The organism is Pelomonas sp. Root1217 (assembly GCF_001425705.1).
Lineage (GTDB): Bacteria > Pseudomonadota > Gammaproteobacteria > Burkholderiales > Burkholderiaceae_C > Pelomonas.
Window position 1 is genome coordinate 1,114,039 of sequence record NZ_LMDC01000012.1, and the last position, 26,085, is coordinate 1,140,123.

Annotated in this window: 22 protein-coding genes and 1 tRNA gene; 15 read left to right on the forward strand and 8 right to left on the reverse strand. The window is 68.1% G+C overall.

The features are described from left to right. Window positions 1–31: 31 nt before the first annotated feature. From ASC95_RS14040 to ASC95_RS14050, 3 genes are all read left to right on the forward strand, one after another. Window positions 32–271 carry a c-type cytochrome gene (locus tag ASC95_RS14040; RefSeq protein ID WP_157256306.1) on the forward strand — a complete coding sequence of 80 codons (240 nt, stop codon included), beginning with the start codon at window positions 32–34 and terminating at the stop codon, window positions 269–271. Further along, window positions 268–1,515: an NAD(P)/FAD-dependent oxidoreductase gene (locus ASC95_RS14045; protein WP_057298278.1), complete on the forward strand. Its 1,248-nt coding sequence runs from the start codon at window positions 268–270 to the stop codon at window positions 1,513–1,515. The genes ASC95_RS14040 and ASC95_RS14045 overlap by 4 nt, the downstream gene beginning before the upstream one ends. Window positions 1,516–1,749: 234 nt before the next feature. Continuing rightward, a complete protein-coding gene (locus tag ASC95_RS14050) occupies window positions 1,750–4,968 on the forward strand; it encodes a glycoside hydrolase family 2 TIM barrel-domain containing protein (RefSeq protein ID WP_162250774.1) in 3,219 nt (1,072 codons plus the stop codon). Between the two features lie 37 nt (window positions 4,969–5,005). On the opposite strand, the gene ASC95_RS14055 is transcribed toward ASC95_RS14050, so the two are convergent. The 3 genes from ASC95_RS14055 to ASC95_RS14065 form a co-directional block, all read right to left on the reverse strand. After that, complete coding sequence (locus ASC95_RS14055) at window positions 5,006–5,425, reverse strand: VOC family protein (RefSeq protein ID WP_057298280.1); 420 nt, start codon at window positions 5,423–5,425, stop codon at window positions 5,006–5,008. Between the two features lie 15 nt (window positions 5,426–5,440). Beyond that, entirely contained in the window at window positions 5,441–5,860 is a 420-nt protein-coding gene (locus ASC95_RS14060; protein ID WP_057298281.1) for an SRPBCC family protein, read from the reverse strand. 88 nt (window positions 5,861–5,948) lie between these two features. Beyond that, window positions 5,949–8,180, reverse strand: a complete 2,232-nt coding sequence (locus tag ASC95_RS14065) for a C1 family peptidase (protein WP_057298282.1) — start codon at window positions 8,178–8,180, stop codon at window positions 5,949–5,951. Window positions 8,181–8,256: 76 nt separating this feature from the next. On the opposite strand from ASC95_RS14065, the gene ASC95_RS14070 reads away from it, so the two are divergent. Next, window positions 8,257–9,237, forward strand: coding sequence for a 2-dehydropantoate 2-reductase (locus ASC95_RS14070; protein ID WP_057298283.1), 981 nt, complete (start codon window positions 8,257–8,259; stop codon window positions 9,235–9,237). Between the two features lie 12 nt (window positions 9,238–9,249). Here the strand turns inward: ASC95_RS14070 and ASC95_RS14075 are convergent, their stop codons facing one another. The 4 genes from ASC95_RS14075 to ASC95_RS14090 form a co-directional block, all read right to left on the reverse strand. Beyond that, window positions 9,250–9,999 (reverse strand): ABC transporter substrate-binding protein, encoded by a 750-nt coding sequence (locus ASC95_RS14075; RefSeq protein ID WP_162250775.1) that lies wholly within the window; start codon window positions 9,997–9,999, stop codon window positions 9,250–9,252. A gap of 79 nt (window positions 10,000–10,078) precedes the next feature. Further along, window positions 10,079–10,561: a GNAT family N-acetyltransferase gene (locus ASC95_RS14080; protein ID WP_369820609.1), complete on the reverse strand. Its 483-nt coding sequence runs from the start codon at window positions 10,559–10,561 to the stop codon at window positions 10,079–10,081. Then, the gene (locus tag ASC95_RS14085; protein ID WP_057298286.1) at window positions 10,558–11,130 is read right to left on the reverse strand and encodes an NnrU family protein; all 573 of its coding nucleotides are present in this window, start codon (window positions 11,128–11,130) and stop codon (window positions 10,558–10,560) included. Before ASC95_RS14085 ends, ASC95_RS14080 begins: the two co-directional genes overlap by 4 nt. Before the next feature lie 17 nt (window positions 11,131–11,147). Next, the gene (locus tag ASC95_RS14090) at window positions 11,148–11,612 is read right to left on the reverse strand and encodes an Lrp/AsnC family transcriptional regulator (protein ID WP_057298287.1); all 465 of its coding nucleotides are present in this window, start codon (window positions 11,610–11,612) and stop codon (window positions 11,148–11,150) included. Between the two features lie 121 nt (window positions 11,613–11,733). On the opposite strand from ASC95_RS14090, the gene ASC95_RS14095 reads away from it, so the two are divergent. The 3 genes from ASC95_RS14095 (at window position 11,734) to ASC95_RS14105 (ending at window position 14,493) form a co-directional block, all read left to right on the forward strand. After that, window positions 11,734–12,828, forward strand: a complete 1,095-nt coding sequence (locus ASC95_RS14095; RefSeq protein ID WP_057298288.1) for a saccharopine dehydrogenase family protein — start codon at window positions 11,734–11,736, stop codon at window positions 12,826–12,828. A 14-nt stretch (window positions 12,829–12,842) separates the two neighbouring features. Continuing rightward, complete coding sequence (locus tag ASC95_RS14100; protein WP_057298289.1) at window positions 12,843–14,354, forward strand: aldehyde dehydrogenase family protein; 1,512 nt, start codon at window positions 12,843–12,845, stop codon at window positions 14,352–14,354. Window positions 14,355–14,408: 54 nt separating this feature from the next. Beyond that, window positions 14,409–14,493 (forward strand) — tRNA-Leu (locus tag ASC95_RS14105). A gap of 161 nt (window positions 14,494–14,654) precedes the next feature. Here ASC95_RS14105 and ASC95_RS14110 read toward each other — a convergent pair. After that, a complete protein-coding gene (locus ASC95_RS14110; RefSeq protein WP_157256307.1) occupies window positions 14,655–16,721 on the reverse strand; it encodes a bifunctional diguanylate cyclase/phosphodiesterase in 2,067 nt (688 codons plus the stop codon). Window positions 16,722–16,825: 104 nt separating this feature from the next. On the opposite strand from ASC95_RS14110, the gene ASC95_RS14115 reads away from it, so the two are divergent. The 8 genes from ASC95_RS14115 to ASC95_RS14150 all read left to right on the forward strand — a co-directional run bounded on the left by ASC95_RS14115 (window position 16,826) and on the right by ASC95_RS14150 (window position 25,885). Then, the gene (locus tag ASC95_RS14115; RefSeq protein ID WP_056194383.1) at window positions 16,826–17,167 is read left to right on the forward strand and encodes an HU family DNA-binding protein; all 342 of its coding nucleotides are present in this window, start codon (window positions 16,826–16,828) and stop codon (window positions 17,165–17,167) included. Window positions 17,168–17,327: 160 nt separating this feature from the next. Beyond that, window positions 17,328–18,368 carry a LacI family DNA-binding transcriptional regulator gene (locus tag ASC95_RS14120; RefSeq protein ID WP_057298291.1) on the forward strand — a complete coding sequence of 347 codons (1,041 nt, stop codon included), beginning with the start codon at window positions 17,328–17,330 and terminating at the stop codon, window positions 18,366–18,368. Between the two features lie 362 nt (window positions 18,369–18,730). Further along, on the forward strand, window positions 18,731–20,089 hold the full coding sequence (locus ASC95_RS14125; RefSeq protein ID WP_057298292.1) for a GH1 family beta-glucosidase: 1,359 nt from the start codon (window positions 18,731–18,733) through the stop codon (window positions 20,087–20,089). Between the two features lie 252 nt (window positions 20,090–20,341). Next, window positions 20,342–21,643: an HD-GYP domain-containing protein gene (locus tag ASC95_RS14130; protein WP_057298293.1), complete on the forward strand. Its 1,302-nt coding sequence runs from the start codon at window positions 20,342–20,344 to the stop codon at window positions 21,641–21,643. Window positions 21,644–21,669: 26 nt separating this feature from the next. After that, a complete protein-coding gene (locus tag ASC95_RS14135; protein WP_235537919.1) occupies window positions 21,670–23,775 on the forward strand; it encodes a bifunctional diguanylate cyclase/phosphodiesterase in 2,106 nt (701 codons plus the stop codon). 26 nt (window positions 23,776–23,801) lie between these two features. Continuing rightward, a complete protein-coding gene (locus tag ASC95_RS14140) occupies window positions 23,802–24,125 on the forward strand; it encodes a DUF1840 domain-containing protein (RefSeq protein ID WP_057298294.1) in 324 nt (107 codons plus the stop codon). Window positions 24,126–24,127: 2 nt separating this feature from the next. Further along, window positions 24,128–24,769 carry a histidine phosphatase family protein gene (locus ASC95_RS14145; RefSeq protein ID WP_057298386.1) on the forward strand — a complete coding sequence of 214 codons (642 nt, stop codon included), beginning with the start codon at window positions 24,128–24,130 and terminating at the stop codon, window positions 24,767–24,769. 156 nt (window positions 24,770–24,925) lie between these two features. Continuing rightward, a complete protein-coding gene (locus ASC95_RS14150; RefSeq protein WP_057298295.1) occupies window positions 24,926–25,885 on the forward strand; it encodes a porin in 960 nt (319 codons plus the stop codon). Window positions 25,886–26,085 lie beyond the last annotated feature (200 nt).

The window sequence follows — 26,085 nt, forward strand, 5'->3', positions numbered from 1 at the left end:
TGCATTTGGTTTTCCTGCTCTGGCGCAGGACATGACGAGGGCGCGTAGCCTCGCGGCCACCTGTGCGAATTGCCACGGCACGAACGGCCGCCCGCGCGGCCAGGCGATGCCGCCGCTGGCCGGCATGAAGGCCGACGTGATGCTGGAGCTGCTGGCCGACTACCGCAGCGGGCGGCAGCCGGGCACCGTCATGCCCCAGATCGCCAAGGGCTACACCGAGGAGCAGCTGCGCCTCGTGGCCGCCTATTTCGCCGTGCAGGCCAAGCCATGATTGCGCGGCGCCAATTGGTCACGGCCGGTGGCCTGGCGCTGGCGGGTTGTGCAACGCCATCGGGGTCGGCGGCCCGAGTCGTCGTCGTGGGCGGTGGTTTTGGTGGCGCGACCGCTGCCCGCTATCTGAAGCTCTGGGGCGGCGCGACTGTCGACGTGACGCTGGTCGAGCGCAACGAGGGCTTCATTTCCTGCCCGATGTCCAACCTCGTCATCGGTGGCGTGCGTGGCCCGCTCAGCATCAGCCATGGCTACGCCGGCCTGGAGGCCCAGGGCGTCAAGCGCCTGCGAGGCGAGGTCGTGGGCATCGACCTGGTGGCCAGGACGCTGCGCCTGGCCGACCGCAGCACGCTGGCCTGGGACCGCCTCATCCTCGCGCCGGGTGTCGACTTCATGCTCGACGCCATCCCCGGCCTGGCCGGCGCCTTCGACAGCGGCCGCGCCGTCCACGCCTGGAAGGCCGGCGCGCAGACGCTCGCGCTGCGCCGCCAACTGGCGGACCTGCCCGACGGCGGCGTCGTGCTGATGAGCATTCCCAAGGCGCCCTACCGCTGCCCGCCAGGCCCCTACGAGCGCGCCTGCCTGATCGCTTCGTATCTCAGACGCGCCAAGCCGCGTGCCAAGCTGCTGGTGCTGGACGCCAACCCCGAGGTCCAGAGCAAGAAGGCGCTGTTCGAGCGCGCCTTTGCCCAGCACCATGCCGGCGTACTCGAGTACAGGCCCAATGCCGAGCTGAAGGAAGTACTGGCCGACGGCACGGCGCGCTTCGAGTTCGAGGACGTGAAAGCCGATGTGCTGAACCTGATCCCGCCGCAGCGCGCCGGCCACCTCGCCAGGGACTTCGCCAACATGAACGGCCGCTGGGTCGGCATCGACTGGCTGAGCATGCAGGCGCATGCCGCGCCGGGTGTGCATGTCGTCGGCGACGCGATCTTCTCCGCGCCCGGCATGCCGAAGTCGGCCCATCTGGCCAACCAGCAAGCCAAGCTGGCCGCGGCGGCGGTGCTGCAGCTGCTCAAGGGCGAGGCGGTGAACCCGGCGCCGGTGGTCATGAACACCTGCTACAGCTTCGTCACACCGCAAGAGGCCATGCATGTCGCCTCCGTCCACCAATACGACGCGGTGGACAAGACGATGAAGGCGGTGCCTGGCGCGGGCGGCGTGTCCCTCGCAGCGGGCGTGCAGGAGGCGGGCTTCGCGCTCGGTTGGGCCGAGAACATCTGGGCCGACAGCCTGGCGCTGTAGCCGCCCGGGCGCCGCGCCGAGATCACGACGGGCACGGATCGCAGGGCGTGAAGGGCGCCTTCGGCTATGGCGTCACGACCCTCGTTGATACTGCGCGGCGATCCGATGAATCCGCCGCGCCGCCCCCGATCGGGCACAGGCTTTTTCACGGCTCAGGCCATCCAGCTCCTTTGTCGCCGTCTCATGTCGTTCTTCCTCACGCGTCGCCGATCCAGCCGCTTCCTTGCCCTCTGCTTGTCGCTTGCTGCCCTGTGCGCAGGCGCATCAGCCCAGCTCCAGACCGCCCCGCCGGTCTGGGAGAACCCGGCCGTCTTTCGCGTCAACAAGGAAGAGCCGCACGCCACGAAGATGCCTTTTCCCGATGCCGCCAGCGCCCTGGCCAAGCCGCGGGACGCCAGCCCCTGGCACCGCAGCCTGAACGGTGAGTGGCGTTTCCATTGGGTGAGCACGCCGGACCAGCGCCCAGCCGGCTTCGAGAAGCCCGGCTTCGACGACTCCGCCTGGACCACGCTGACCGTGCCCTCCAACGTGGAGCTGCACGGCCACGGCACGCCCATCTATACCAACATCACCTATCCCTTCCACAAGGACGCGCCCCGGGTGATGGGCGAGCCGCCCGCCGACTGGACGACCTACCGCGAGCGCAACCCCGTCTCCAGCTACCGCCGCACTTTCACCGTGCCCGCCAACTGGACCGGCCGGCAGACCTTCATTGCCTTCAACGGCGTGGCCTCCGCCTTTCACGTCTACCTGAACGGCCACCACGTCGGCTACTCGCAAGACAGCCGCACGCCGGCCGAGTTCAACCTCACCGCCCACCTCAAGCCGGGCGAGAACCTGCTGGCCGTCGAGGTCTATCGCTACAGCGACGGCGCTTATCTGGAAGACCAGGATTTCTGGCGCCTGTCCGGCATCTTCCGTGACGTGTCCCTCTGGTCCGCCGCCAATCTCGACATCCGCGACTTCCAGATCGACGCCACCCTCGCCGACGACTATCGCAGCGGCGTCCTCAAGCTGGCCACGTGGGTACGGGACTACGCCGGCCGCGAGCGCCCTTACGCCGTAGAAGCCACGCTGCTTGACGAGCGCGGCCGCGCCGTCACCCGCCGCATCGTGTCCGGCCGCACCCCCGCGGGCGGCGAACATGCCGCCAACTTCCGCATCGACGGCCTCGCCATCCAGCTCTGGTCGGCCGAGCTGCCGCGCCTGTACTCGCTGCTGCTGACCCTCAAGGATGAACGTGGCCGCGCCGTTGCGCATTACGCCAGCAAGATCGGCTTCCGCCGTGCCGAGGTGAAGAACGGCAACCTGCTCGTCAACGGCAAGGCCATCCTCATCAAGGGTGTGAACCGCCACGACCACAACCACCTCACCGGCCAGTACGTCACCGAGGCCAGCATGCGCGCCGACCTCGACGGCATGAAGCGCCTCAACATCAACGCCATCCGCACGTCGCACTACCCGAACGACCCGCGCTTCCTCGAGCTGGTGGACGAGTACGGCTTCTACGTCGTCTCCGAGGCCAACATCGAAACCCATGGCTATGGCATCGACCCCGGCAACGCGCTTGCCAACGATCCGGCCTGGTATCCCGCCCAGCTGGATCGCGTGCGCAACATGGTGGAGCTGCTGAAAAACCACCCCTCGGTCATCATCTGGTCGCTCGGCAACGAATCCGGCGACGGCCCCAATTTCGAGCGCATGGGCAAGTGGGTGAAGCAACGCGACCCGTCACGCCCGCTGCACTACGAAGGCGCCTGGGAGCGCCCCTACATCGATTTCATCTCGCCGATGTACCTGAACGTCGGCAACCTTGCCGCCTGGCCGCGCAAGGAAGAGAAGAAGCCGCTGGCCGAGCAGCGCCCGCTGATCATGAGCGAGTACAACCACACGATGGGCAACTCCAGCGGCGGCCTGGACGAGTACTGGCGCGTCATCCGCAAGGAGCGCCTGCTGCAAGGCGGCTTCATCTGGGACTGGCGCGACCAGGGCATCCTGCGCGAGAAGCCCACCGGCCACCCGCTCGCCGCTGCCCAGGCCGCCGTCTCAGCGCTCGACCCGCAGCGCTTCGTCACCCCCCAAGGCCGGCTGCGCTACTTCGCCTACGGCGGCGACTACGGCGACAAGCCCAACGACAACAACTTCAACTTCAACGGCATCGTCGGTGCCGACCTCGTGCCCAATCCGCACGCCGTCGAGGTGGCCCATCAGTACCGCAACCTCCTCGTCACCGCGGTGGACGTGACCGCCGCCCGCCCGCGGGTCGCGGTGCTGAACGAGAACTTCTTCCTGACCCTCGACCGCCAACCCTATCGCTGGACCCTGCTGGAAGACGGCCGCCCGCTGCACACCGGCCAAGGCCGCCTGCCCCGGCTTGCGCCGCAGGCTTCCGCCGAGATCCAGCTCGACCTGCCCGACGTGCCGCGCCGTAGTGGCGCCGAGTACCACCTGAACCTGGAGTTCCTGCAGGGGGTTGACCGCCCCTGGGCGCGTGCCGATCACGTCGTCGCCCACGAACAGCTGGCCCTTGCGTGGGCCGTACCTGCTGCCCCCGCGCCGGCGCCTGCCGCTGCGCTGATACCCGACGCCGTCGCGCAGAACATCCATGCCGGGCGCACCACCGTCAACGGCGCCGGCTATGCGGCCGTCCTCGATGACCGCACGGGTCAGCTCGTCTCCTATACCGTCGCCGGCCGCGAACTGCTCGCCGGGCCACTGCACCTCAACCTGTGGCGCCCGCCGACCGACAACGACCGGGGCAACGACATGGTCAGCGCCTGCGCCCCGTGGCGTGAAGCCGGCCCTCGCGCCGCCGTCACTGCCCGCAGCAGCCAGCGCGAAGGCGGCGACCATGTCCTGCGCTACGAACTCGCCGTTCCCGTCGGCCAGACCACGGCCACGCTCGCCTATCGTTTTGTGAGCGACGGCCGCGTCCGCGTCACGCTCGAACTGCGGCCCGCCGGCGACAAGCTGCCCCGCATCCCGCGCGTCGGCCTGAGCGCTGCGCTCGTCAAGGAGCTGCGCCAATGGACCTGGTTCGGCCGCGGCCCCGAGGAGAACTACCGCGACCGCCACGAAGGCTACCCGCTGGGCGTCTGGTCAGGCGATGTGACCCGCCTGTGGTTCCCCTACGGCGAACCGCAAGAAACGGCCAACCGCACGGGCGTACGCTGGGCCAGCTTCCTGGACACCGCCGGTCGCGGCCTGCGCGTGCGCAGCGCCGATGCGCAGACGCTGGAGGTGGGCGCCTATCCGTTTGCCCAGAGTGACCTGGAGAACCGTCGCCACCCCGCGGACATCCCGCTGCGCGACTTCGTCACCGTGCACATCGCCCACACGCAGATGGGCGTTGGCGGCGAAAACTCCTGGGGCGCCTGGCCCAGTTGGGCCCACGTGCTGCACGCTGACCGCAGCTACAGCTACGCCTTCGAGATCGCGCCCGTCTCGCCCTGATTCCCCGGCCGCCCCCGAAGGGTGTCGGGCGGGAGTGTCACCAGCTGCCGGTGTTGGGCATGGACGCCCAGGGCTCGGCAGGCGCCAGCGACGGGCCGGCCTGCAGCAGCTCGATGGAGATGCCGTCGGGCGAGCGCACAAAGGCCATGCGGCCGTCGCGCGGCGGACGGTTGATGGTCACGCCGTGGTCCATCAGCTGCTGGCAGGCCGCGTAGATGTCGTCCACCGCATAGGCCAGGTGGCCGAAGTTGCGGCCGCCGGTGTAGCCGGCCTCGTCCCAGTTGTGGGTCAACTCGACCTGGGCCGAGTCATCGCCGGGAGCGGCCAGGAAGATGAGGGTGAAGCGGCCGGCCTCATGCTCGCTGCGGCGCAGTTCGCGCAGGCCGAGGGCGTCGCAGTAGAACTTCAGCGAGGCGTCGAGATCGCTGACGCGGACCATGGTGTGCAGGTATTTCATGGCCGCGATTGTTCGTCAAAGCGGCGGACCCTTTTCGGCGTGCGCCTTCATGGCCTGCAGCCCTGCCTCGATCATGGTGGCGATGGCCGGGGCCAGTGCGTGGGGCAGCAGGTCGGCGATCCAGACGACGCGGCAGCGCGTGTCGCCCAAGTCGAAGATCTGCGTCGAGGCGTTGTGGTGCGTCAGCCGCCCGCCGACGGCCGACCAGGCGATGCGGCGGCGGTCGTCGTCAATGTCGATGATGAGTTCGCGCACCGTCATGCCATTGGTGAAGCGGAGCTCGCGCGCCTGCTCACCACTCGTATTGCCGTCCAGCCTGCACTCGATGACGAAGGCGGGCACGAGGTGGGTGTGCAGGGCGCCGGGATCTCGCATCGCATCCCAGAGGGTGGCGGCGGGGACATCGACGAGGATTTCGCGGTGGATGGAGGCCATGGCCGTCTCCTGAGGTGATGACTCATGGTGCCCGCTCGACCAGCGCCGCGCCGGCCGGAAGCGGACATCTCCAACCGTCGCCCACGCGTCAGTAGTCCAGCCACTCCATCGGCGCGACGAGGCCGTCGCCGCGGATGCGCTCCAGCGTGCCGGTCAGGACGTCGATGTTGTTGTCGAAGCTGCCGTGGCTGGCATCGATCTGGTCACCGGCCTTGGTCGTGCGGATCTTGGGCGTCGTGACGCGGTTCAGCAGGTTGCCGCCGGGCCACAGCTTGAGCCAGGCGGCAACGTCGGCATTCGGCGGGCCGGCCCACTGGTCATCCAGCCACGTGGCGTCCGGCGGCACCAGGGCGCGTTCCATGCCGAGCAGCGGTTGCTTGCGGATGTCGTCCAGCGCGCGCGACACGAGGTAGAGCAGGGACTTGCCGTAGATGTCGCGCTCGGCGTTGGGCAGGCCGTCGGCGCGCTCGTTGGCATCGGTCAGCACGTGCAGGCGCAGGCGGTCCAGCGACAGCACGCCAGCTTGGGCTGCCGCGCCGTAGTGCTGCACAGCGAAGCCGCTGGAGCAGGCGGCGGCATAGAGCTCGCAGCTGGCGGCCTGCACGACGTTGGCACCACCCAGGCGGCCGAGCAGATGGCCGACGAGGATGGAGCCGGCCGAATGGCCGATGAGATGGACTTCCAGCGTCTTGCCGTTCTTGGCCAGCCCGTCGCGCAGCTCGCGCAGCATGCGCGCGGCCAGGTCCAGCACATGGTCGGCCGTGGCGCCGCCTGCGGCGTTCTCGCGCATCTCGCTCCAGATGCCGCGCGCGAACTGGCGGCCGACGGCCTCGATGGCGCGGTCCTTGGCTTCGGCGGCGACCTCACGCAGGCGGTCCAGCATGCCGGTACTGACGTCGCCCGAGTCGACGATGCGGTGCTTGAGATCCTCGAGCATGTCCGTCAGCGTCTCGCCAGGGCCTGTCTTCCACGTGAAGAACAGCGGGTAGATGCCGTTGGCCAGGAAGTAGGGCGCCATCACACGGATGCGCTGGACGGAGCCGATCTCCGAGTTCAACCCGCCGTGGGCGTAGATGGCGAGCTTGACGGTCTTGCCCTTGCTGGCCTTGAACCAGGCCGCGGGGCGCTCGACGACGATCTCGCGCGCCAGGCCTTCGCGGTCGTCGCGGGAGCGCGTGAAGTCGGTCGCCATCAGCTGACCGTCGTTGCCCGAGACCAGGGTGTGGGTGTAGGCCTCGTCGGTGCGCAGTGGCTGGTAGGGCTTGTGGGCGAAGACGTGGTTGATGGGCCAGGGGTCGTCGCGCGGGTTGTCGTCGACACGCAGCGTGGCGCCGACGTCCGACAGGCCGCGGCCGGCCATGGCGCGAAACCCGCCGGCCACGCGCGCGGCCTTGGCTCCTCTTGCCGCCGCCACGGCCTGGCGGCTCTTGATGTCCGACAGGTCCTGGGGCACGCCCAGGGCCACGGCCCAGGCATCGGTGCCGTTGGTGATCCAGTCCTCGTAGCTGAGGATGGCGAAGCCGCTGGCACCCCAGCCGGTGCCCCAGCTGTTCTGCACGACGAAGCCGCGCTCGTTGTAGCCCACCAGCGCAAAGGCGTGCCCACCGGTCTTGCGGGCCATGCGCTCGATGCGCGGCAGCTTGTCGTGGCTGGCCGGCATGGGCGATTCGTCCAGCGTCCAGCCGTCGTGCACGTCGCCCGACACATAAATGGCGCCGATCTCGTAGATGGCGGCCTGCATGTCGACGACGCTCTTCTTGTCGACGCGGTAGTAGACACCCAGCGCCCGCGTCGTCGCGTCATCGTCCCAGCCTGCCGCGGGGCGCTCGAAGATGCCGTTGCCCTTCTTGTCCAGCGGATAGGGCCACAGCTTGAAGGAGCAGACGCCGTGCTTGTGCCAACCCTTGAGGGCGCCGCGGCAGGACGAGCCTTCATAGTCCTGGCCGGGCCATTCGTCGTAGAGCTTGGCCAGCTCGTAGAACATGCGCGGGCTGACGGTGTCGGGCAGCGTGCGGCTGCGCGGCGCGTCGAGGTGGCGCAGCCAGTAGAGGTAGTTGGTCACGCAGGCCAGGCCGAAGCCGGTGCAGGCACCCTCGTTGCCCTGGTTGAGGATGCGACCGGCCTTCACGTAGGCGGGCAGCAGGCGCTTGAGGTCGGCGTCCAGCGGCCAGCGCGCGGGCAAGGAGCGCAGCGGCGCGCGGTAGACGAGGTCGCGCAGGTCCAGCCGGTCGGGGCGGGCGTCCAGCTTGGGTGCGGGAACGGCGTTGGCGGCGGCTTTCTTGGCAGCGGGCTTCTTGGCGGCGGCGGGCTTGGTGGCCATGGGGGTCTCCTCCAAAGACGCGCGATCATGGCTGCGCTCTTTCGGCGCGACAAGCCTGCATGCGAGACTGATCCCCATGTTTAAGGTCTGCATCGTCGGCCTCGGGGCCATTGGCGGCTGGATGGCCGCGCATCTGCAACGCGTCGAGGGCGTGGCCGTCAGCGCCTTGGCTCGCGGCGACACGCTGGCAGCGGTGCGCGAGCACGGCCTGCGGCTGGACAGCGGCGAGGACAGCTGGCGTGCGCCGTTGCACGTGAGTGGCGCCGCCGCCGAACTCGGCCTGCAGGACCTGGTCATCCTCGCCGTCAAGGGCCCGGCCATCGCCGGCGTCGCGGCCCAGGTCGCCCAGCTTTGCGGGCCGGACACACGCGTGCTCACGGCGTTGAACGGCCTGCCATGGTGGTTCACGGCCGGGTTGCCCGTGCAGGGGCTGACGCTGAAATGCGTGGACCCCGATGGCCGCATCGCTGCGCTGATCCCGCCCCAGCGCGTCATCGGCTGCGTCGTGCATGCCAGCTGCGCGCTGCGCGGCCCGGGCTGGGTGCACCACGTGATGGGCAATGGCCTGCTGGTCGGCGAGGCCGTGGGCGGCACCAGCCCGGCCGTCGATGCGCTGGTCACACTGCTGGGCAACGCCGGCTTCGAGGCCAAGGCGGCCGAGAGCATCCAGCGTGACGCTTGGTACAAGCTCTGGGGCAATATGACGACCAACCCGGTCTCAGCGCTGACCCGCGCGACGACGGACCGTATCCTGGATGACGAGCTGGTGCGCGAATTCACGACGGCCATCATGGGAGAGGCCGCCGAGGTTGGCGAACGCATGGGCTGCCCGATCTCGCAAACGCCGCAGGACCGTCACACCATCACGCGCTCACTGGGGGCGTTCAAGACCTCGATGCTGCAGGACATCGAGGCGGGCCGGCCCATCGAAACCGACGCATTGCTAGCGGCGCCGCGGGAGCTGGCGCAGCAGCTGGGGGTGGCGACGCCGATGCTGGATGCCTTGCTGGGTTTGACGCGTTTGATGGATGCGTGTCGCGGCGAGCAGCCCGCCTGAAACCCTGGGACCTCAGTAGGGCAGCTTGCCCGCGTGCCGTTTCCAGCGCTGCGCGACCTCGCCCTTGCGCACGGCCTCGGCGAAGGCGGCGTCCAGGCGCGGTAGCAACTCCGCCGCCGCGCTGCCGCGTGCGGCCACCACATGGAAGGCCGGCGGGGGCACGTCCGCCAACGGCGCGTGGGCCAGCCCCGGCGTGGCCAGGTGGTCGACCTTGCCGAGTTCCCATTGCTCGATGACTTCGAGCTCCTCGACAAAGTAGTCGCAGCGGCCGAGCAGCAGTTTCTCGATCAGCTGCCGGTAGTTGCGCGCGCCTTGGTCCAGGTCGTTCGGGCCCAGCCCGTAGTGGGCATAGCTTGACCCGTTCTTGCCGCAGCCGCGCCAGCGCTTCAGCCCGGCCCGGTCGGCGATGTTCAGCGGCTGCGCGGCGCGGAAGAAGACCTGGGGCGTGAAGGTCTTGTAGGGCTTGGAGAAAGCCAGCGTCTTGCCGCGCTCTTCGTCGTAATAGGCCGCGAGCGCGAAGTCGATCTCGCCGGAAGCGACCGCGCGCAGGCAGCGCTTGAAGGGCAGGTCGATCAGCTGGAGTTCGACGCCGAGCCTGGCAAAAAGCGGCGGCCAGAGATCGACGAGGAAGCCGCTCATCTGCTGCGGCTGGCCCGGCGTGCGGTACAGCCAGGGCGGCCCGATGCCGGGTTCGCCGCAGGCGGTGAGAGGCGCGGCATGGGCGCAGATGCTCGTGGCCGCCACGCCTACTAGCCAAACCATTGAGCGAATCCAGCGGCGGCAAAAGAAGCGAGAGAGACGAATCATCTGCGCGCGAGTCTATGCCCGCCGCTAACGGGATTCACGGTCTGACACGCGCCCAGCGTTCGTGGTCGCGCCAGCGACCGGCGATCTTCAGATAACGCGGTGAATAGCCCTCCAGCGCGAAGCCGCAGCGCCGTGCGAGCGCGATGGACGCCAGGTTGCCAGGCTGGATATTGGCCTCGACGCGGTGCAGGCCGAGCTCCTTGAAGGCATGCCGAACGACGGCGTTCAGGCCCTGCGTCATCAGCCCGCGCCCCTCGAAGCCGGCGAAGGCGTAGTAGCCCAGGTAGCCGCTGCAAAAGGCGCCCATGACGATGTTGGTCAGGTTGATGGCGCCGGCCAGGTCGCCATCCAACTCCACGAGGAAACCGTGATGAGCGGCGCCGTCGAAGCGAGCGAGATGCCGCGCGAAGGCTTTTGCATCACACGGCGGCTGCACCCATGGGCGATGCAGCTTGCGGCTGGCTTGGGCAGCAGCGATGAAGGCGGCTTCGTCCGCTGCCGCGACGGTGCGGATCACCGGCCCAGCGGCGCGATGCCCAGCCATGCTGCGTGCGCCCAGAACGCAAACAAGGCCCACAGCGCGATGCCGACGACGAGGGTGGCCGCCGTGCCAGCCGCCGTGCCGGCGGCCGGTGCCGGCATTGGGCGGCGGCGCGCCGCGCGGAAGACCAGGATGGACCAGACCAGGAAGCTGCCGAACAGCATGACGTCGGCCAGCGTGTTGTTGGCCAGCAGGTGGGCAAAGGCCCAGACCTTGACCGACAGCGTCATGGGGTGCTGCAGCTTGGCCTTGAAGTGGTTGCGCGGCACATAGGCAGCGGCCATCAGGATCATGGCGACGAGCATCAGCGCCGCGGCGGCGTGGTTCATGCCGGGGATGCGCGGCCAAAGCACGATGGGGTTGAGCCGCGCCTGCGAGAAGCCCCAGAGGATGAGGCCAAAGCCGACCAGCGAGGCGAGGGTGTAGAGGCCCTTCCAGCGCTTTTCGCCGAGCCGCGCCATTTGCGCCGTGCGCCATTGCGGCGTCAGCGCGCGGGTCAGGTGGATGCCGAGGAAGAGGGCGAGGCCGAGGGCAAGCCAGGTCATCGAAGGTCTCCGTAGGTTCAGGTCTGTCGGTCGACGCGCAAGGCGAGGACGACCGAGCTGTTGGTGCGCAGCACGCCGTCGATCTCGCCGATCTCGTCGAGCAGCGCGTCGAGCCGGGCCGTAGTGTCGGCGCGCAGCAGCGCCATGTAATCGAACTCACCACTGACGGATGAGAGCTGGCGCAGCTCGGGCAGTTCTGATAAGCGCCTCACGACCTCACGCCCGGCCTTGGGGCTGACGGTGATGCCGACAAAGGCCTGCACGCTGCGCCCCGCTTCATCGCCGCCCAGCCGCGCTGTGTAGCCGACGATGCGGCCGCTCGTTTCCAGCCGCGCCAGCCGCGCGACGACGGTGGTGCGCGCCACGTCCAGCTTGCGCGCCAGGGTGGCGGTGCTTTCGCGGGCGTTGGCTTGCAGAAGCAGGATCAGCCGGCGGTCGAGGTCGTCCAGCGAGGCGCTCGGGTTTACCCTTTGTTCATTCATATCGACGAATGATCGCGACGAATCGTCGAAACAGCAATCGCTTTCGTCGAATTGGCGCTTTCTTTCGTCATCATCCCTGCCTAGAGTTCGGCCCAACGCAAACACCTGCCTGGAGCCCCTCATGAAGATCGCCCTGCTTGGCGCCGGCCACATCGGCCAGACCATCGCCCGCCTGCTGCACGCCACCGGCGACTATCAAGTGACGGTGCTCGACAAGAACCCCGGCTATTTGAAGGTGCTGGGCGCCGAGGGCATTGCCATCGCGGAAGTCGACAGCGACAACCGCGCCGCCCTGGCTGCGCAGCTGCGCGGCAAGGACGCCGTCGTCAACGCGCTGCCCTACCACCTGGCCATCACCGCCGCCGAGCTGGCGCTGGAGTGCGGCTGCCACTACTTCGACCTGACCGAGGACGTGGCCGCCACCAAGGCCATCATGAAGATGGCTGACGGCGCCAAGACCGCCTTCATGCCGCAGTGCGGCCTGGCGCCGGGCTTCATCGGCATCGTGGCCCACCACCTGGCCAGCGGCTTCGACTCGGTGCGCGACGTGCAGATGCGCGTCGGCGCGCTGCCGGCCTTCCCGACCAATGCGCTGAAGTACAACCTGACCTGGTCGGTCGACGGCCTCATCAACGAGTACTGCCACCCCTGCGAGGCCGTCCACGAAGGTGAGACCATCTCGGCGCTGCCGCTGGAAGGCCTGGAGCACTTCAGCCTGGACGGCACCGAGTACGAGGCCTTCAACACCTCGGGTGGCCTGGGCACGCTGTGCGAGACCTGGGCGGGCAAGGTGCGCAACCTGGACTACAAGACGGTGCGCTACCCCGGCCACCGCGACCTGATGCAGTTCCTGCTGAGCGACCTGGGCCTGAAGGGCGACCAGAACCTGCTGAAGGACATCATGCGCAAGAGCATGCCCGCCACGATGCAGGACGTCGTCCTCGTCTTCGTGACCGTGTCCGGCCAGAAGAACGGCGTGCTGCTGCAGGAAGTCTTCGCTCGCAAGATCTTTGCGCAGCGCGATGGCGCCCAGCCGCTGTCGGCCATCCAGATCACGACGGCCGCCGGCATCTGTGCCGCCGTCGACCTGTTCCGTGAAGGCAAGCTGCCGCAGAAGGGCTTCGTGCGCCAGGAGCAGGTTGCGCTGCCCGACTTCCTTGCCAATCGCTTCGGCTCGGCGTATCAACAGTCCCGCCAGGTCGAATCGATCTCTTGAGGACAATGTTCGTCATGAAGCAACAGACCCTCTCCGTTCTCGACGCCCTTGGCGTCCACCTTCCCGGCTCGGGCGACCTGACCGTGCGCTCGCCCATCGACGGCAGCGTGCTGACCCAGCTGCCCACGGCCAGCGCGGCTGACATGAAGGCGGCCGTCGGCCGCGCCGCCGAGGCCTTCAAGGCCTGGCGCGTCGTGCCCGCCCCCAAGCGCGGCGAACTGATTCGCCTGTTCGGCGAAGAGCTGCGTGCCCACAAGGCGCAACTGGCCCAGCTGGTTTCCATCGAGGCCGGCAAGGTGACGAGCGAAGGCTTGGGCGAAGTCCAGGAAATGATCGACATCTGCGAGTTCGCCGTCGGTCTGTCGCGCCAGCTGCACGGCCTGACCATCGCCAGCGAGCGCCCCGGCCATCGCATGATGGAACAGTGGCTGCCGCTGGGCGTCGTTGGCATCATCTCGGCCTTCAACTTCCCCGTGGCCGTGTGGGCCTGGAACTCGGCGCTGGCGCTTGTGGCCGGCGATACCTGCGTGTGGAAGCCGTCCGAGAAGACGCCGCTGACGGCGCTGGCCACGCAAGCGCTGTTCGAACGCGCACTGAAGGCCTACCGCGCCGCCGGCAACACCGCGCCTGACGGTCTGTCCGAGCTGATCATCGGCCGCGCCGATGCCGGTGAAGCGATGGTCGACGACGCCCGCGTGGCCCTCGTCTCCGCCACCGGCTCCACCCGCATGGGCCGCGCCGTCGGCCCGCGCGTCGCGGCGCGTTTCGGCCGTTCGCTGTTGGAACTCGGCGGCAACAACGCCATCATCGTGACGCCCAGCGCCGACTTGGAACTGGCCGTGCGCGGCATCCTGTTCGGCGCCTACGGTACGGCCGGCCAGCGCTGCACGACGACGCGCCGCGTCATCGCGCACGAGAGCATCCACGATGCGCTGGTCGACCGACTGGACCGCGCCCGTGCCCAATTGCCCATCGGTTCGCCGGTGGAGCAGGGCACGCTGATCGGTCCGCTGATCGACGCGCAGTCCTTCGACGCGATGCAGTTCGCGCTGAGCGCCGCGCGCGAGCAGGGCGGGCAGGTCAGTGGCGGTGAACGTGCTTTGGCCGATCGCTTCCCCGAGGCCTATTACGTCGTGCCGGCCCTGGTGCGCATGCCAGCACAGACCGAAGTCGTCTGCCACGAGACCTTCGCGCCCATCCTGTACACGCTGAAGTACAAGACGCTGGAAGAAGCCATCGAACTGCAGAACGGCGTGCCGCAAGGCCTGTCTTCAGCCATCTTCACGACCGACATTCGCGAGGCCGAGCGTTTCATGAGCGCTTCGGGCAGCGACTGCGGCATTGCCAACGTCAACATCGGCACGTCCGGTGCGGAGATCGGCGGCGCCTTCGGCGGCGAGAAGGAAACCGGCGGCGGGCGCGAGAGCGGTTCCGACGCGTGGAAGGCGTACATGCGCCGCACCACCAACACCGTTAACTATTCAAGTGAGCTGCCTCTTGCTCAGGGAGTGAAGTTCGACATCTGAGTCGACTTCGTCGGGGAAGGCTGAGAACTAGGCTATAGTCCGGCCTCCCTGAAAGCCCAGGTGGCGGAATTGGTAGACGCACTAGTTTCAGGTACTAGCGGGTAACTCCGTGGAGGTTCGAGTCCTCTCCTGGGCACCAAACAAAGAAAAAGGCCAGCGCTTGCGCTGGCCTTTTGCTTTGGTGCCCAGGAGAGGACTCGAAGGACGCCTCGACGAAGGCTTCGCGCCCGTGGCGCGTTGCCGGCCGCCGGGGTCGCCGGAGGTGACCGAGTCCCCGCTAAGGTGCCCTCGATGGGCGCCTTAGCGCGTGGTGGCGGCAACCGAGCCCGCTGCAGTGGCACCAAACCACCGCTCCTCAAACTCGGCCGCCGGCACTCCCTTCCCAAACCACCATCCTTGTCCCCAATCACACCCCATCTCCCTGAGCGCCACCATCTGCGCCTCGGTTTCCACCCCCTCCGCCACCACCTCCATCCCCAGCTCATGCGCCATCGTCACGATGGCCCGGCACAGCGCCAGCGCCTTGCCACCGTTCTCCAGCCCGGCGACAAAGCTGCGGTCGATCTTGACCGTGTCGATGTCGTGATGCTGCAGATAGCTCAGCGATGAATAGCCGGTACCGAAGTCATCCAGCGAGATCGCCAGCCCTGCCGCCCGCAGTGCCCGCAGCCGCTCGGCCACCGCTTCGTCGCGCTCCAGCAAAAGCCCTTCAGTGATCTCGACCGCCAGCGCGTTGCCGGGCAACCCCAGGCCGCGCAAATGCGTGACCCAGTCTGGCTGCACGCGGTGGCTGCGCTCGCCGAGGAACTGCACCGGCGACTTGTTGACGCTGATCTGGAAGCCCTCGTGCCCCGCTGCGCGCCAGGCCAGCACCTGGGCTGCGGCTTCACGGAAGACCCAGTCGCCGATGTCGACGATGAAGCCGCTGGTCTCCGCGATCGGGATGAACTGGGCCGGGCTGACGTCACCCAGTTGGGGGTGGGACCAGCGCAGCAGCGCCTCGGCCTTGCGCGGTGGCGCGGACGGATCGCGCAGCGACAGGATGGGCTGGTAGACCAGGCTGAATTGCGACAGCCGCAGCGCCTCGCGCAACTCGGCCACCAGCCGGGCGCGACGCTGCGCCGCTTCGTGCAGCTCCGGCGTGAACAGGCTCAGGCGGTTGCGGCCCGCGCCCTTGGCTTCATACAGCGCCAGATCGGCATGCTTGAACAGCGCCTCGATCTCGACGCCATCGCGCGGCGCCAGGCTCACACCGATGCTGGCCGACACATAGACCCGCTCGCCGGCGACCTCGAAGGCCTCGGACAAGGCTTCCAGCAGGTCGTGCCCGACGCGCTCGGCCGCAAGCACCGCCTGATCCGTCGCCAGCAGCACGGTGAACTCGTCGCCACCCATGCGCGCGACCACGCCGCCCGGGGGCATGTGCTCCTGCAGCCGCCCCGCCACCTGCACCAGCAGCGCGTCACCGACGTCATGGCCCAGGGAGTCGTTGACCTCCTTGAAATGATCGAGGTCGACGAACATCACGGCGAGCTCGTCGCCGCGCAGCGTGCGCAGGGCCAGCGCACGCTCGATGCGTTCGCGCAGCGAACGGCGGTTGGGCAGGCCGGTCAGCGTGTCGACACGCGCCTGCTGCCAGACCAGCGCCTCCTGGCGCTTGCGATCGGTGATGTCGGTGTGCGTGCCGACCATGCGCAACGGCCGGCCGGCCGTGTCCCGCGCGATGACCATGCCGCGGCTCAGGATCCATTTCCAGCTGCCGTCCTTGGCCAGCACCCGGTGTTCGTTGCGGTAGAGCGGCGTGCGGCCGGCGAAATGGTCCTCGCGGTCCTTGTCCATCTGCGCTAGGTCGTCGGGATGGGTGCGCGCGTCGAAGGCCTCCGGCGTCGCGTCGACGTCGCCCGGCTCGAAGCCATAGAGGCGCAGATAGCGCTCCGAGAAGTATTCGATCCCGGCCTGCACATGCCAATCCCAGACGCCGTCGCCGCTGCACTCAAGCGCCAGCTTCCAGACCTCGTCCGCCTCGCGCAGCCGCGCCTCGACCGTGCGGCGCGAGGCGATGTCGGTGTGCGTGCCCAGCCAAAGCGGCGAGTCCGGCAGGCGCTGGGCCTGGGCCAGCACCCACTGGTTGCCCAGCCGGTACTCCATCTCGAAGCGGCCGCTGCGCTGCGCCGCCGCCCACTGAGCCGAGAAGGCGCTGCGGTCCTCCTCGTGCAACCAGTTGACGAGGGCAGCCGGCAGGGCGGGGCGGTTCAGCGCCTCGGCCAGGCGCGCGTTCATCCACAGCAGCCGGCCCTGCGCGTCGGCCTTCCACACTTGCTGGGGCAGGGCATCAAGCAAAGAGGAAAAGTGCACGTGGGCTGACATCGACGATGGATACGGGACTCTGCCGAGACTGTATGCCTCCCGCAATGCGCCACAATCCCGCCCGCCCGAGCCGTTCGGGCGCGTTTTTGGACGAGACCCCCCGCATGAACAAGACCGATCTGATCGAACACCTGGCCGCCAAGCACGAGCTGAGCAAGGCCGAAGCTGGCCGCGTCCTCGAGACCCTGCTGGACGCCATCGTCACCACCGTCAAAAAGGGTGGTGCGGTGTCGATCCCGGGCTTCGGCTCCTTCAAGCAGCACGCACGTGCCGCCCGCAACGGCGTGAATCCCAGCACCGGCGCCAAGATCAAGATCGCCGCCGCCAAGCTGCCCAAGTTCACCGCCGGCGCTGGCTTCAAGGCCGCCGTCGACCCCAAGGCTGCAGCCAAGAAGGCCGCTGCCAAGCCGGCAGCCAAGCCGGCCGCCAAGGCCAAGAAGAAGTAAGGCCTGCTGAGTCCATGAGCCGTACCTGCAACCGTATTCGGGCCGAGCGCCGGGCCGCTCCCAAGCCGGCCCGCTTGGCGATGTGTTCGGGGGGCATCCCCCCCGAACATCGCCGTCCCCTCGGGGGACCGGCCAAGGTACGCCTTGGACGAGGGGCACCATGACCCCGCGCGGTACCACCCCCACCATCGTCGACGTTGCCCGCGAAGCGGGCGTGTCGATCAAGACGGTATCGCGCGTGCTCAACCATGAGCCCGGTGTGCATGAAAGCACCCGGGATCAGGTGCTCAAGGTGGTGGAGGCGCTGCGCTACCGGCCCAAGCAGTCGGCTCGCAGCCTCGCAGGTGGACGGTCCTTCCTGATCGGCCTGCTCTATTACGACCCCAGCGCGATCTTCGTCGGCAGCGTGCAACAAGGCGCCACGGTGCGTTGCCGCGAGCTGGGCTATCACCTGGTCGTCGAGTCACTTCACAACGACGCGCCCGACCTGCGCCAGCAGATCGACCGCATGGTGATGGCGCTGCGCCCCGACGGCATGATCCTGACGCCGCCGCTGTGCGACAACCCCGAGGTGCTCGCCGCGCTGCGCGAGAACGGCACGCCCTGCGTGCTGATGTCACCCGAACGCGACCTGCGCGGCGTGCCTTCGGTGCGCATGGACGATGTGCATGCGGCCGAAGAGATCACCAACCTGCTGCTCAGCCTGGGCCACCAGCGCATCGCCTTCATCAAGGGGCCGCCGGACCAGTCGGCCAGCGCAGCGCGCTATCAGGGCTTCGTCAATGCGCTGCGCGCGCATGGCCTGGAGCCCGACCCCGAGCTGATCCAGCCCGGTGCCTTCACTTTCGAGAGCGGCCGCGAGGCGGCTCATCAGCTGCTCAGCCGTCGCCAGCGGCCGACCGCCGTGTTCGCCAGCAATGACGACATGGCCCTGGGCGTGCTGGCCGCGGCCCAGCGCCTGGGCCTGCCCGTGCCCAACGACCTGTCGGTGGCCGGTTTCGACGATTCCCCGACCGCCGCCCTGGTCTGGCCGCCGCTGACCACCGTGCGTCAGCCGGTCGCCGAAATGGCGCGCACGGCGGTGGAAATGCTGGTCACGGGGCAGCGGCCCGACGCCTCTGCGGGACCGGCAGACGAAGCCGATCTGCACAAGGTGCTGCGGCACGAACTTGTCGTGCGGGACTCCACGCGCGCCCGCTGAGCCGGCGCGCTTTCGCCTCAGCCCTCCTTGCTTTGATCGGCCGTCGCAGCGCTGCCGTTACCGCTAACAGTCCGTATTGACAGCGTTGTCATCCGTCGGGCAAGATGGCCGCGCCATGGGCGGGCGTCGCTTCAGAACCTGCTACTCCAGCCCCTCGGTGGTCCGGCACGCGCCGCTGTCAAAGCGGTCGGCTTGGTCGTGGTACGCCAATTCAAATAACACAGGAGACGCCATGAAGCGCTACCGCTGCCCTGCGGATTCGGCCATTCCGCCCGCCTGACTCGTCTTAGGTCCCGTCCTCGCTTCGTCGCCGCGGTGCCGCCGCCGCCTTGCCCCAGTTTTTTTGCCCTTGCCTCCCTGCCATGAGCCTCGCCAACCTCGACCGCATCGACCCCGCCGCACTCGCCCAGTCCTTCCCACCCGGCTTTCTGTGGGGCGTCGCCACCAGCGCCGCGCAGATCGAGGGCGCCGCCTTCGAAGATGGCAAGGCCGCCTCCATCTGGGACCATTTCTGCCGCCAGCCGGGTCGTATCAAGGATGCGTCCAACATCGACGTCGCCTGCGACCACTACCACCGCTTCCGCGATGACGTCGCATTGATGAAGGGCCTGGGCCTGGACTGCTACCGCTTCAGCTTCAGCTGGCCGCGCGTGCAGCCGCTGGGGGAGGGCGCCTGGAACGAAGCCGGCTTCGCCTTCTATGATCGCCTCATCGACGCCCTGCTCGAAGCCGGCATTCAGCCCCACTGCACCCTTTATCACTGGGACCTGCCGCAGGCCCTGGACGAGAGCATCGGTGGGTGGTTGTCGCGCGGCATCGTCGGCCGTTTCGCCGACTACGGTGCCGAGATCGCGCGCCGCTTCGGGGACCGGCTGGCCAGCATCGCGACGCACAACGAGCCCTGGTGCACGGCAACTTTGGGCTACGAGACCGCCCAGTTCGCGCCTGGTCACACCAGCCGCGCCGAGAGCTTGCAGGTGGCCCACCACCTGATGTTGTCTCACGGCGAAGCCATCGCCGCGATGCGCGCGGTCACCCGGACCCAACTCGGCATCGTGCTCAACCACACGCCGTCCTTCCCCGCCACGCCCAACGAGGCTGACCGCCGCGCCGCCCGCATCGATGACGGGCTCAACGTGCGCTGGTACATGGACCCGATCTTCCGCGGCGCATACCCGGCCGACGCTCTTGAATATGTCGGTGCGGATGCGCCGCGGATCGAAGCCGGCGACCTGGACCGCATCCGCCAGCCGCTGGACTTCCTCGGCATCAATTTCTATACGCGCAGCCTCTTCGGCGCGGACGGCAAGACCGTCCCGGGCCCGGGCAAGCGCGGCTTCACCGACATGGGCTGGGAGATCGTGCCCGAGGTCTTCGCCCAGCACCTGGTGCGCCTGGCGCGCGAGTACAACCCGCCGCCGATGTTCATCACCGAGAACGGCATGGCGAATGCCGACCGCGTCGTCGACGGCCGGGTGCCCGACAAAGAGCGCATCGCCTACCTGTCGGCACATCTCCAGGCGCTGTCCACCGCGATGAGCCTGGGTGCCGACGTGCGCGGTTATTTCTACTGGAGCCTGCTCGACAACTTCGAGTGGAACTCCGGCTATGACAAGCGCTTCGGCCTCGTGCATGTCGACTACGCGAGCCAGCAGCGACTGCTCAAGGACAGCGCCCACTGGTATCGCGAGTTCGTTGCCCTCCATCACGCCCGACGGTGAGAGAGGCCTCAACGCGGCCTCACACAGGCCGCCGGTCATGCATTCCTCCGCGTTTGCCCCGACAAAGCGGTGGGAAATCGGTCACGTTCAGGCGCTAAGCTCCGACTTGCGCGCCGCCGGGACTTTTCCCAGCCGGTAGCGGGCGCGATCGGCCGATTTGGCATATAGTAGGAGACCGGTTCGAGCACTGCGGCAGGGCTGCCGGAGCTCGGGCCGGGTCGAGGGTGCCCCGGGCGCACGGGTTTTGAGCGAATGCAGGATAGAACAAGCGATCCACTGATCGATGTCAGCCAGTTGGCCGTCGGGATGTTCATTCATCTGGATCTCGGCTGGATGTCGCATCCCTTCCCGCTATCGAGCTTCAAGATCGCCTCCAGCGATCAGTTGCTGATCCTGCGCCGCCTTGGCTTGACCCAGGTGCGCTGGAGCCCTGCCAAGAGCGACCTGGACCTGCAGTCGTCCGAGGTCGCCGTGGCTGCGGATGCCGGCGACGCCGCTGTTGCGGGCGACAGTTCCGCCCCCTCGCAACCCAGCCCTGAAGACCTGGCTCGCGAAGCCCACCGCCGCGCGCTGGCCGCCCAGCGTGAGGCCCTGCGCCTGTGCGAGGAGCAGTACGGCGAGGCGGCCATAGGCTTTCGCGGCGTCATGGACCTGGTCCAGCCTGACCCCCATGCCGCCCGGACCCAAGCCGAGACCTTGACCGCCGCACTGCTCGACAAGATGCTGGTCGAGGGTGATCTCAATATGCGGCTGCTCAACGAAGCCGCCGGCGACCGCAGCACTGCACACGCGCTGAACGTCTGCATCATTGCCCTGCTGCTCGGCCGCGCCTTTGGCCTCGGTCGCGACGAGATGATGGACCTCGGCGTGGGCTCGCTGCTGCACGATGTCGGCAAGCTCGAAGTCGCGGCCCGCCTGCGCCACCGTGACGAGAGCTTCACGGCGGCCGAGACGCAGGCCTACCAGCAGCACGTCGTCAAGGGCGTGGCCATCGCCCAGACCATGGGCCTGGCGCCCGGCCCGTTGCTCATCGTCGCCCAGCATCATGAGCATGCCGACGGCAGCGGCTTCCCGCAAAAGATCAACATGGACCGCATGAGCACCGGCGCGCGCATCGTTGCGCTGGTGAACCGCTTTGACGGCCTGTGCAATCCGCTGATCACGTCCAAGGCGATGACGCCGCACGAGGCACTGTCGCTGATGTTCGCGCAGGGCCGCAACCGCTTCGACGCGACCATGCTGAACGCCTTCATCCGCATGATGGGCGTCTACCCGCCGGGCTCCACGGTGCAACTGACCGACGACCGCTATGCCCTGGTCGTGTCCGTCAACTCGGCGCGGCCGCTCAAGCCCCGCGTCATGGTCCATGACACCAAGGTGGCCAAGGAAGAGGCGCTCATCCTCAACCTGGAAGAGATGCCGGACCTCGGCATCCGCCGCAGCCTCAAGCCCCAGTTCCTGCCGCGAGCCTCGCTCGACTACCTCAGCCCCCGGGCGCGCATCGCCTACTTCTTCGACGCCGCGAGTACGGGACCAGGGGAGTTGGCCGCGTGAACGCCGGCCGCGAGGCGAACTCAGCCTTGCCCCGCGCTTCGGAGGCGCCGTCCGTGATCGCCGCGCTGCTGGAAGGCCTGCCCGAACCCGCCTGGCTGGTGGATGGCGAAAGCCTGACCGTCAACGCCGTCAACCGGGCTGCGTTGCGCCTGCTCGGCCTCAAGCCCGAACGGGCGCTGGGCCAGCCGCCGGCCCTGTTGTGCGGCTCGTTGGAGGATGAGGCCTTCTGGCAGGGCGCCGCCCGCGATCCTTTCGCCCGCATCCGCTCCGACACGGTGCTGACCCACAGCGACGGCCAGCCGCGTTGGGTCAGCCGCAGCATCAGCCCCGTCCACACGCCCGACGGCGGCCGCTACTGGTTGGTGCTGCTGCATGACCAGACGCGCCGCCGCCGCGCCGAGGCCGAACGCGAAACCTTGCTGGCTGAACTGCGCGCGACGCTGGAATCCACCGCCGACGGCATCCTCGTCGTCGACCTGGGCGGCCGCGTGCGCAGCTTCAACCGCCGCTTCGCCAAGCTCTGGGGCTTGCCCGGCGGCCTGCTGCACGAACCCGGCGACGCCGGCCTGTGGCTGAGCCTGCAGCGTGTCATGCGCGACGGCGAGCAGTACCGCCTGCGCATCGAGTCCCTGCTGGACGCGCCGCTGATGCGCTCCAGCGACATGCTGCGCCTGGCCGACGGCCGCGTGCTGGAACAGGTCTCGCTGCCGCAGATGAGCCGCGGCGAACCCATCGGCCGGGTCTTCTCCTTCCGCGACCTGAGCGAGAAGCTCGCTGCGCACCAACGCATTGAGGAGCTTGGCCGCTCCGACGTGCTGACCGGCGCGCCCAACCGCCGTGCGCTGGCCGACCGCATCGTGCAGCAGATGGCCGCCGTTGACACCGGCCAGCCGGCCCCTGCCTTCGCGCTGCTGCACCTCGACCTGGACCGCTTCAAGCAGATCAACGACACGCTCGGCCACAGCTATGGCGACCGCGTGCTGCGCGAGGTCGTCGAGCGCCTGCGCGGCGCCGTTGGTGCCAATGACACCCTGGCCCGATTGGGCGGCGATGAATTCGCGCTGCTGATCGACGGCGCCCAGATGTTCGAGGCGGAGGCCGCCGCCCGCCATGTGCAGCAACTGCTGGCACAGCCCTTCAGCTTCGACACGCTGAGCTTCACTGTCACGGCCAGCTGTGGCATCGCCTTGCACCCGGGCGACGGCAGCTCACCTGACGAACTGATGGCCAGCGCGGAGCGCGCCATGCACTGGGTCAAGGAAAGTGGCCGCGCGGGCTTTCGCTTCCACGTACCGCGCAAGGAAGTCGACCTGCTGTCGCGCATGCGCCTGGACCACGACATGCGCCAGGCCCTGGCCGAGGGGCGTTTCCGCCTGCACTACCAGCCCCAGGTCGAGCTCGGCAGCGACCGCGTCATCGGCGCCGAGGCGCTGATCCGCTGGCGCGACCCTCAGCGTGGCGACATCTCGCCTGCCGAATTCATCCCGCTGGCCGAGGAAAGCGGCTTTGTCGTCGCCATCGGCGAGTGGGTGCTGCGCGAGGCCGTGGGCCAGGCCGCCTATTGGCTGGGCCGCGGCCTGCGCATGCCGGTCGCCGTCAACGTGTCGGCCTTGCAGTTCCAACAGGCCCATTTCGTCGAGACGGTGGCCGAAGCCCTGCGCGAGGCCACGCTGCCGGCCAGCCTGCTCGAACTGGAATTGACCGAAGGCGTGCTGCTCGGTGATGCCGAGGAGGCTCTCAAGCGCATGCGCGCGCTGGCAGCCCTGGGCGTCACGCTGTCCATCGACGACTTCGGCACCGGCTACTCCTCGCTGGGCTATCTCAAGCGCTTCCCCATCCAACGCCTGAAGATCGACCGCAGCTTTGTGCAGGGTCTGCCCAGCGACGCCAGCGATGTCGGCATCGCCAACGCCATCGTGCAGATGGGCCGGGCCCTGGGGCTGCAAGTCATCGCCGAGGGTGTTGAGACCGAGGCCCAGCGCGACTTCCTGGCCCAGGCCGGCTGTCATGAGTTCCAGGGCTATCTGTTTGCCAGGCCGCTGCCGCCCGACGAATTCGAGCAGCGCGTGCGCCCGCGCCGCCATGTCGTCGACTCGCCGGTGTCCGGCTGGCTGGGGTTGGCCAGCGCTTGAGGCGGCGTGGCGCGCACAATGCGGCCATGCTCTACCGCTTCAAATCCAAGGCTGGCGCCGACGTCATCATGATGGCCGATTCGGCCGATGCCGTGCTGCGTCTGATGGGGCGTGAACCCGCCCAACAAGGCATCCTCGAACTGGCTGCACTGCCAGGCCTGATCCAGGCGCTGGAAGCGGGCGTGGCGGCCGATGAGGCGCAATTCCAGCGCAGCGTCGACGAAGCCAAGGCCGCCGGCGAGGCCGTGCCGCGCCGCCAGGGCGTGTCCCTGCGGCAGCGTGCCTGGCCGCTGCACGAGTTGATGCAGCGCAGCGTGAAGGAAAAGGCCGACGTCGTCTGGGGCGTCTAGTGCTGGAAGAAGTCACTCGACTGATCCTGATCCGCCACGGCGAGACCGCCTGGAACCGCGCCACGCGAATCCAGGGTCATACCGACATCCCGCTGAGCCCGCTGGGTCTGGCCCAGGCTCAGCGCCTGGCCGATGCCCTGGCCGACGAGCCGTTGGCGGCCATCTATTCCAGTGATCTCAGCCGCGCCCGCCAGACGGCTGAGGCCGTGGCCGGCGCTCAAGGTCTGGCCATTCACTTCGACGCCGCCCTGCGCGAGCGTGCTTTCGGCCGGTTCGAGGGCCTGAGTTGGGAAGAGATTGATAGGGGTTATCCCGACGATGCCGCCCGTTGGCGGCGTCGGGAGCCCGATTTCGCCGTCGGCGGCGGCGAGAGCCTGACCGTCTTCAGCGCTCGCTGCGTCGCTGCGGTCCGCCGCGCCGCCTCGGCCCACCCGGGGCAGAGCATTGCGCTGGTTGCCCATGGCGGCGTGCTGGACTGCCTCTACAGGGCGGCGACCCAGTCCGCCCTGGACGCGCCGCGCAGCTGGCAACTGGGCAATGCCACCATCAACCGATTGCTCGCAACAGCCGAAGGATTCACGCTGGTTGGCTGGAACGACGACCGCCACCTGGCCGGGCTGAGCGCCGACGACATCGCGGCCTGATGCAGGCGGGGCGGGCTTTTCAAGGTCCCTAGGCCCACTGTTGCATCCACGCGTCGCCGCAGTCGGGCGCGGCAAAAGCCGCTCCTATACTGGCCGCCACTGGTCCTTCAAGGCAGGGCCCATGGCCTCGCCCAACCTCTCTACAAAGGCAAAACGATGAAGAAGATTGCACTCGTCGCCGCTCTGGCCGCTACCGCCGCCGCGCCGGCTTTCGCACAAAGCGTGACCCTGTGGGGCCGCCTCAACACCTCCGTCGAAAGCCAGAAGTTCGGCTCGCAAGACCGCAAGGTCGTTGTGCAAAACAACTCGTCGCGCCTGGGCTTCAAGGGCAGCGAAGACCTCGGCGGCGGCCTGAAGGCTTCCTTCTCGCTGGAGCACGGTCTGCAAAGCGACACCGGCGCCGCTTCCGGGGGCACCACCTTCTGGAACCGCGCTTCGTGGGTTCAGTTGGAAGGCGGCTTCGGCGGCATCCGCCTCGGCAAGTGGTTCCCGGGCTCTTACTTCGCTACGGCCGACTACGTGTCCATGCACAACCATGACACTGGCACCTCGGCCGACGCGCTGTATGCGACCCAGTTCTACACGAACAACAAGATCTCTTACTTCACCCCGAGCGCAGGTGGCTTCTCTGCCGAAGTTTCCGCAGCCGCTGGTGAAAACACGACGACTCGCGCTTTCGACGTCGCTGTGAACTACGACATGGGCCCCGCCCACGCCGGCCTCGGCTACGAAAAGAAGGGTGACTTCACCCAGATCGCCATCCGCGGCCTGTACGAGTTTGGCCCCGTCGTCATCGGCGGCTATGTGCAGCGCGCTGAGAACACCTTTGCCGGCGTCGGCAAGAAGAACTGGAACGTGTGGCGCGCTTCCGGTATGTATGTCATGGGTCAATCCGAGTTCCACCTGAACTTCGGCAAGGCCGACAAGATGGTGGCCGACGACGGCGCCAAGCAGCTGACGGTTGGCTACAACTACAACCTGAGCAAGCGCACCAAGGTCTACGGTTTCTGGACCAAGGTCGACAACCAAAAGAACGGCGCCTATGACCCGGTCGGTGGTCTGGGCAAGGGCAACGACTTCTCGTCGCTGGCCGCTGGCGTCCGCCACAACTTCTGATCCTTCGGGACCGGAACGAAGAAAGCGCCCCTCGGGCGCTTTTTTGTTGGCTCTTTGCGCGTTGATTCGTGATGGCTCACGTGTTGAGCCTGTGGGGAGGGATATTGGCTCGCACGGCCCCGGAGTCTGGGGCGACGGGAGTCACAGATGCGCAGCCGAGAACTCAAGAGGATGCTGGCCGAGGTATCGAAGCTGACGCC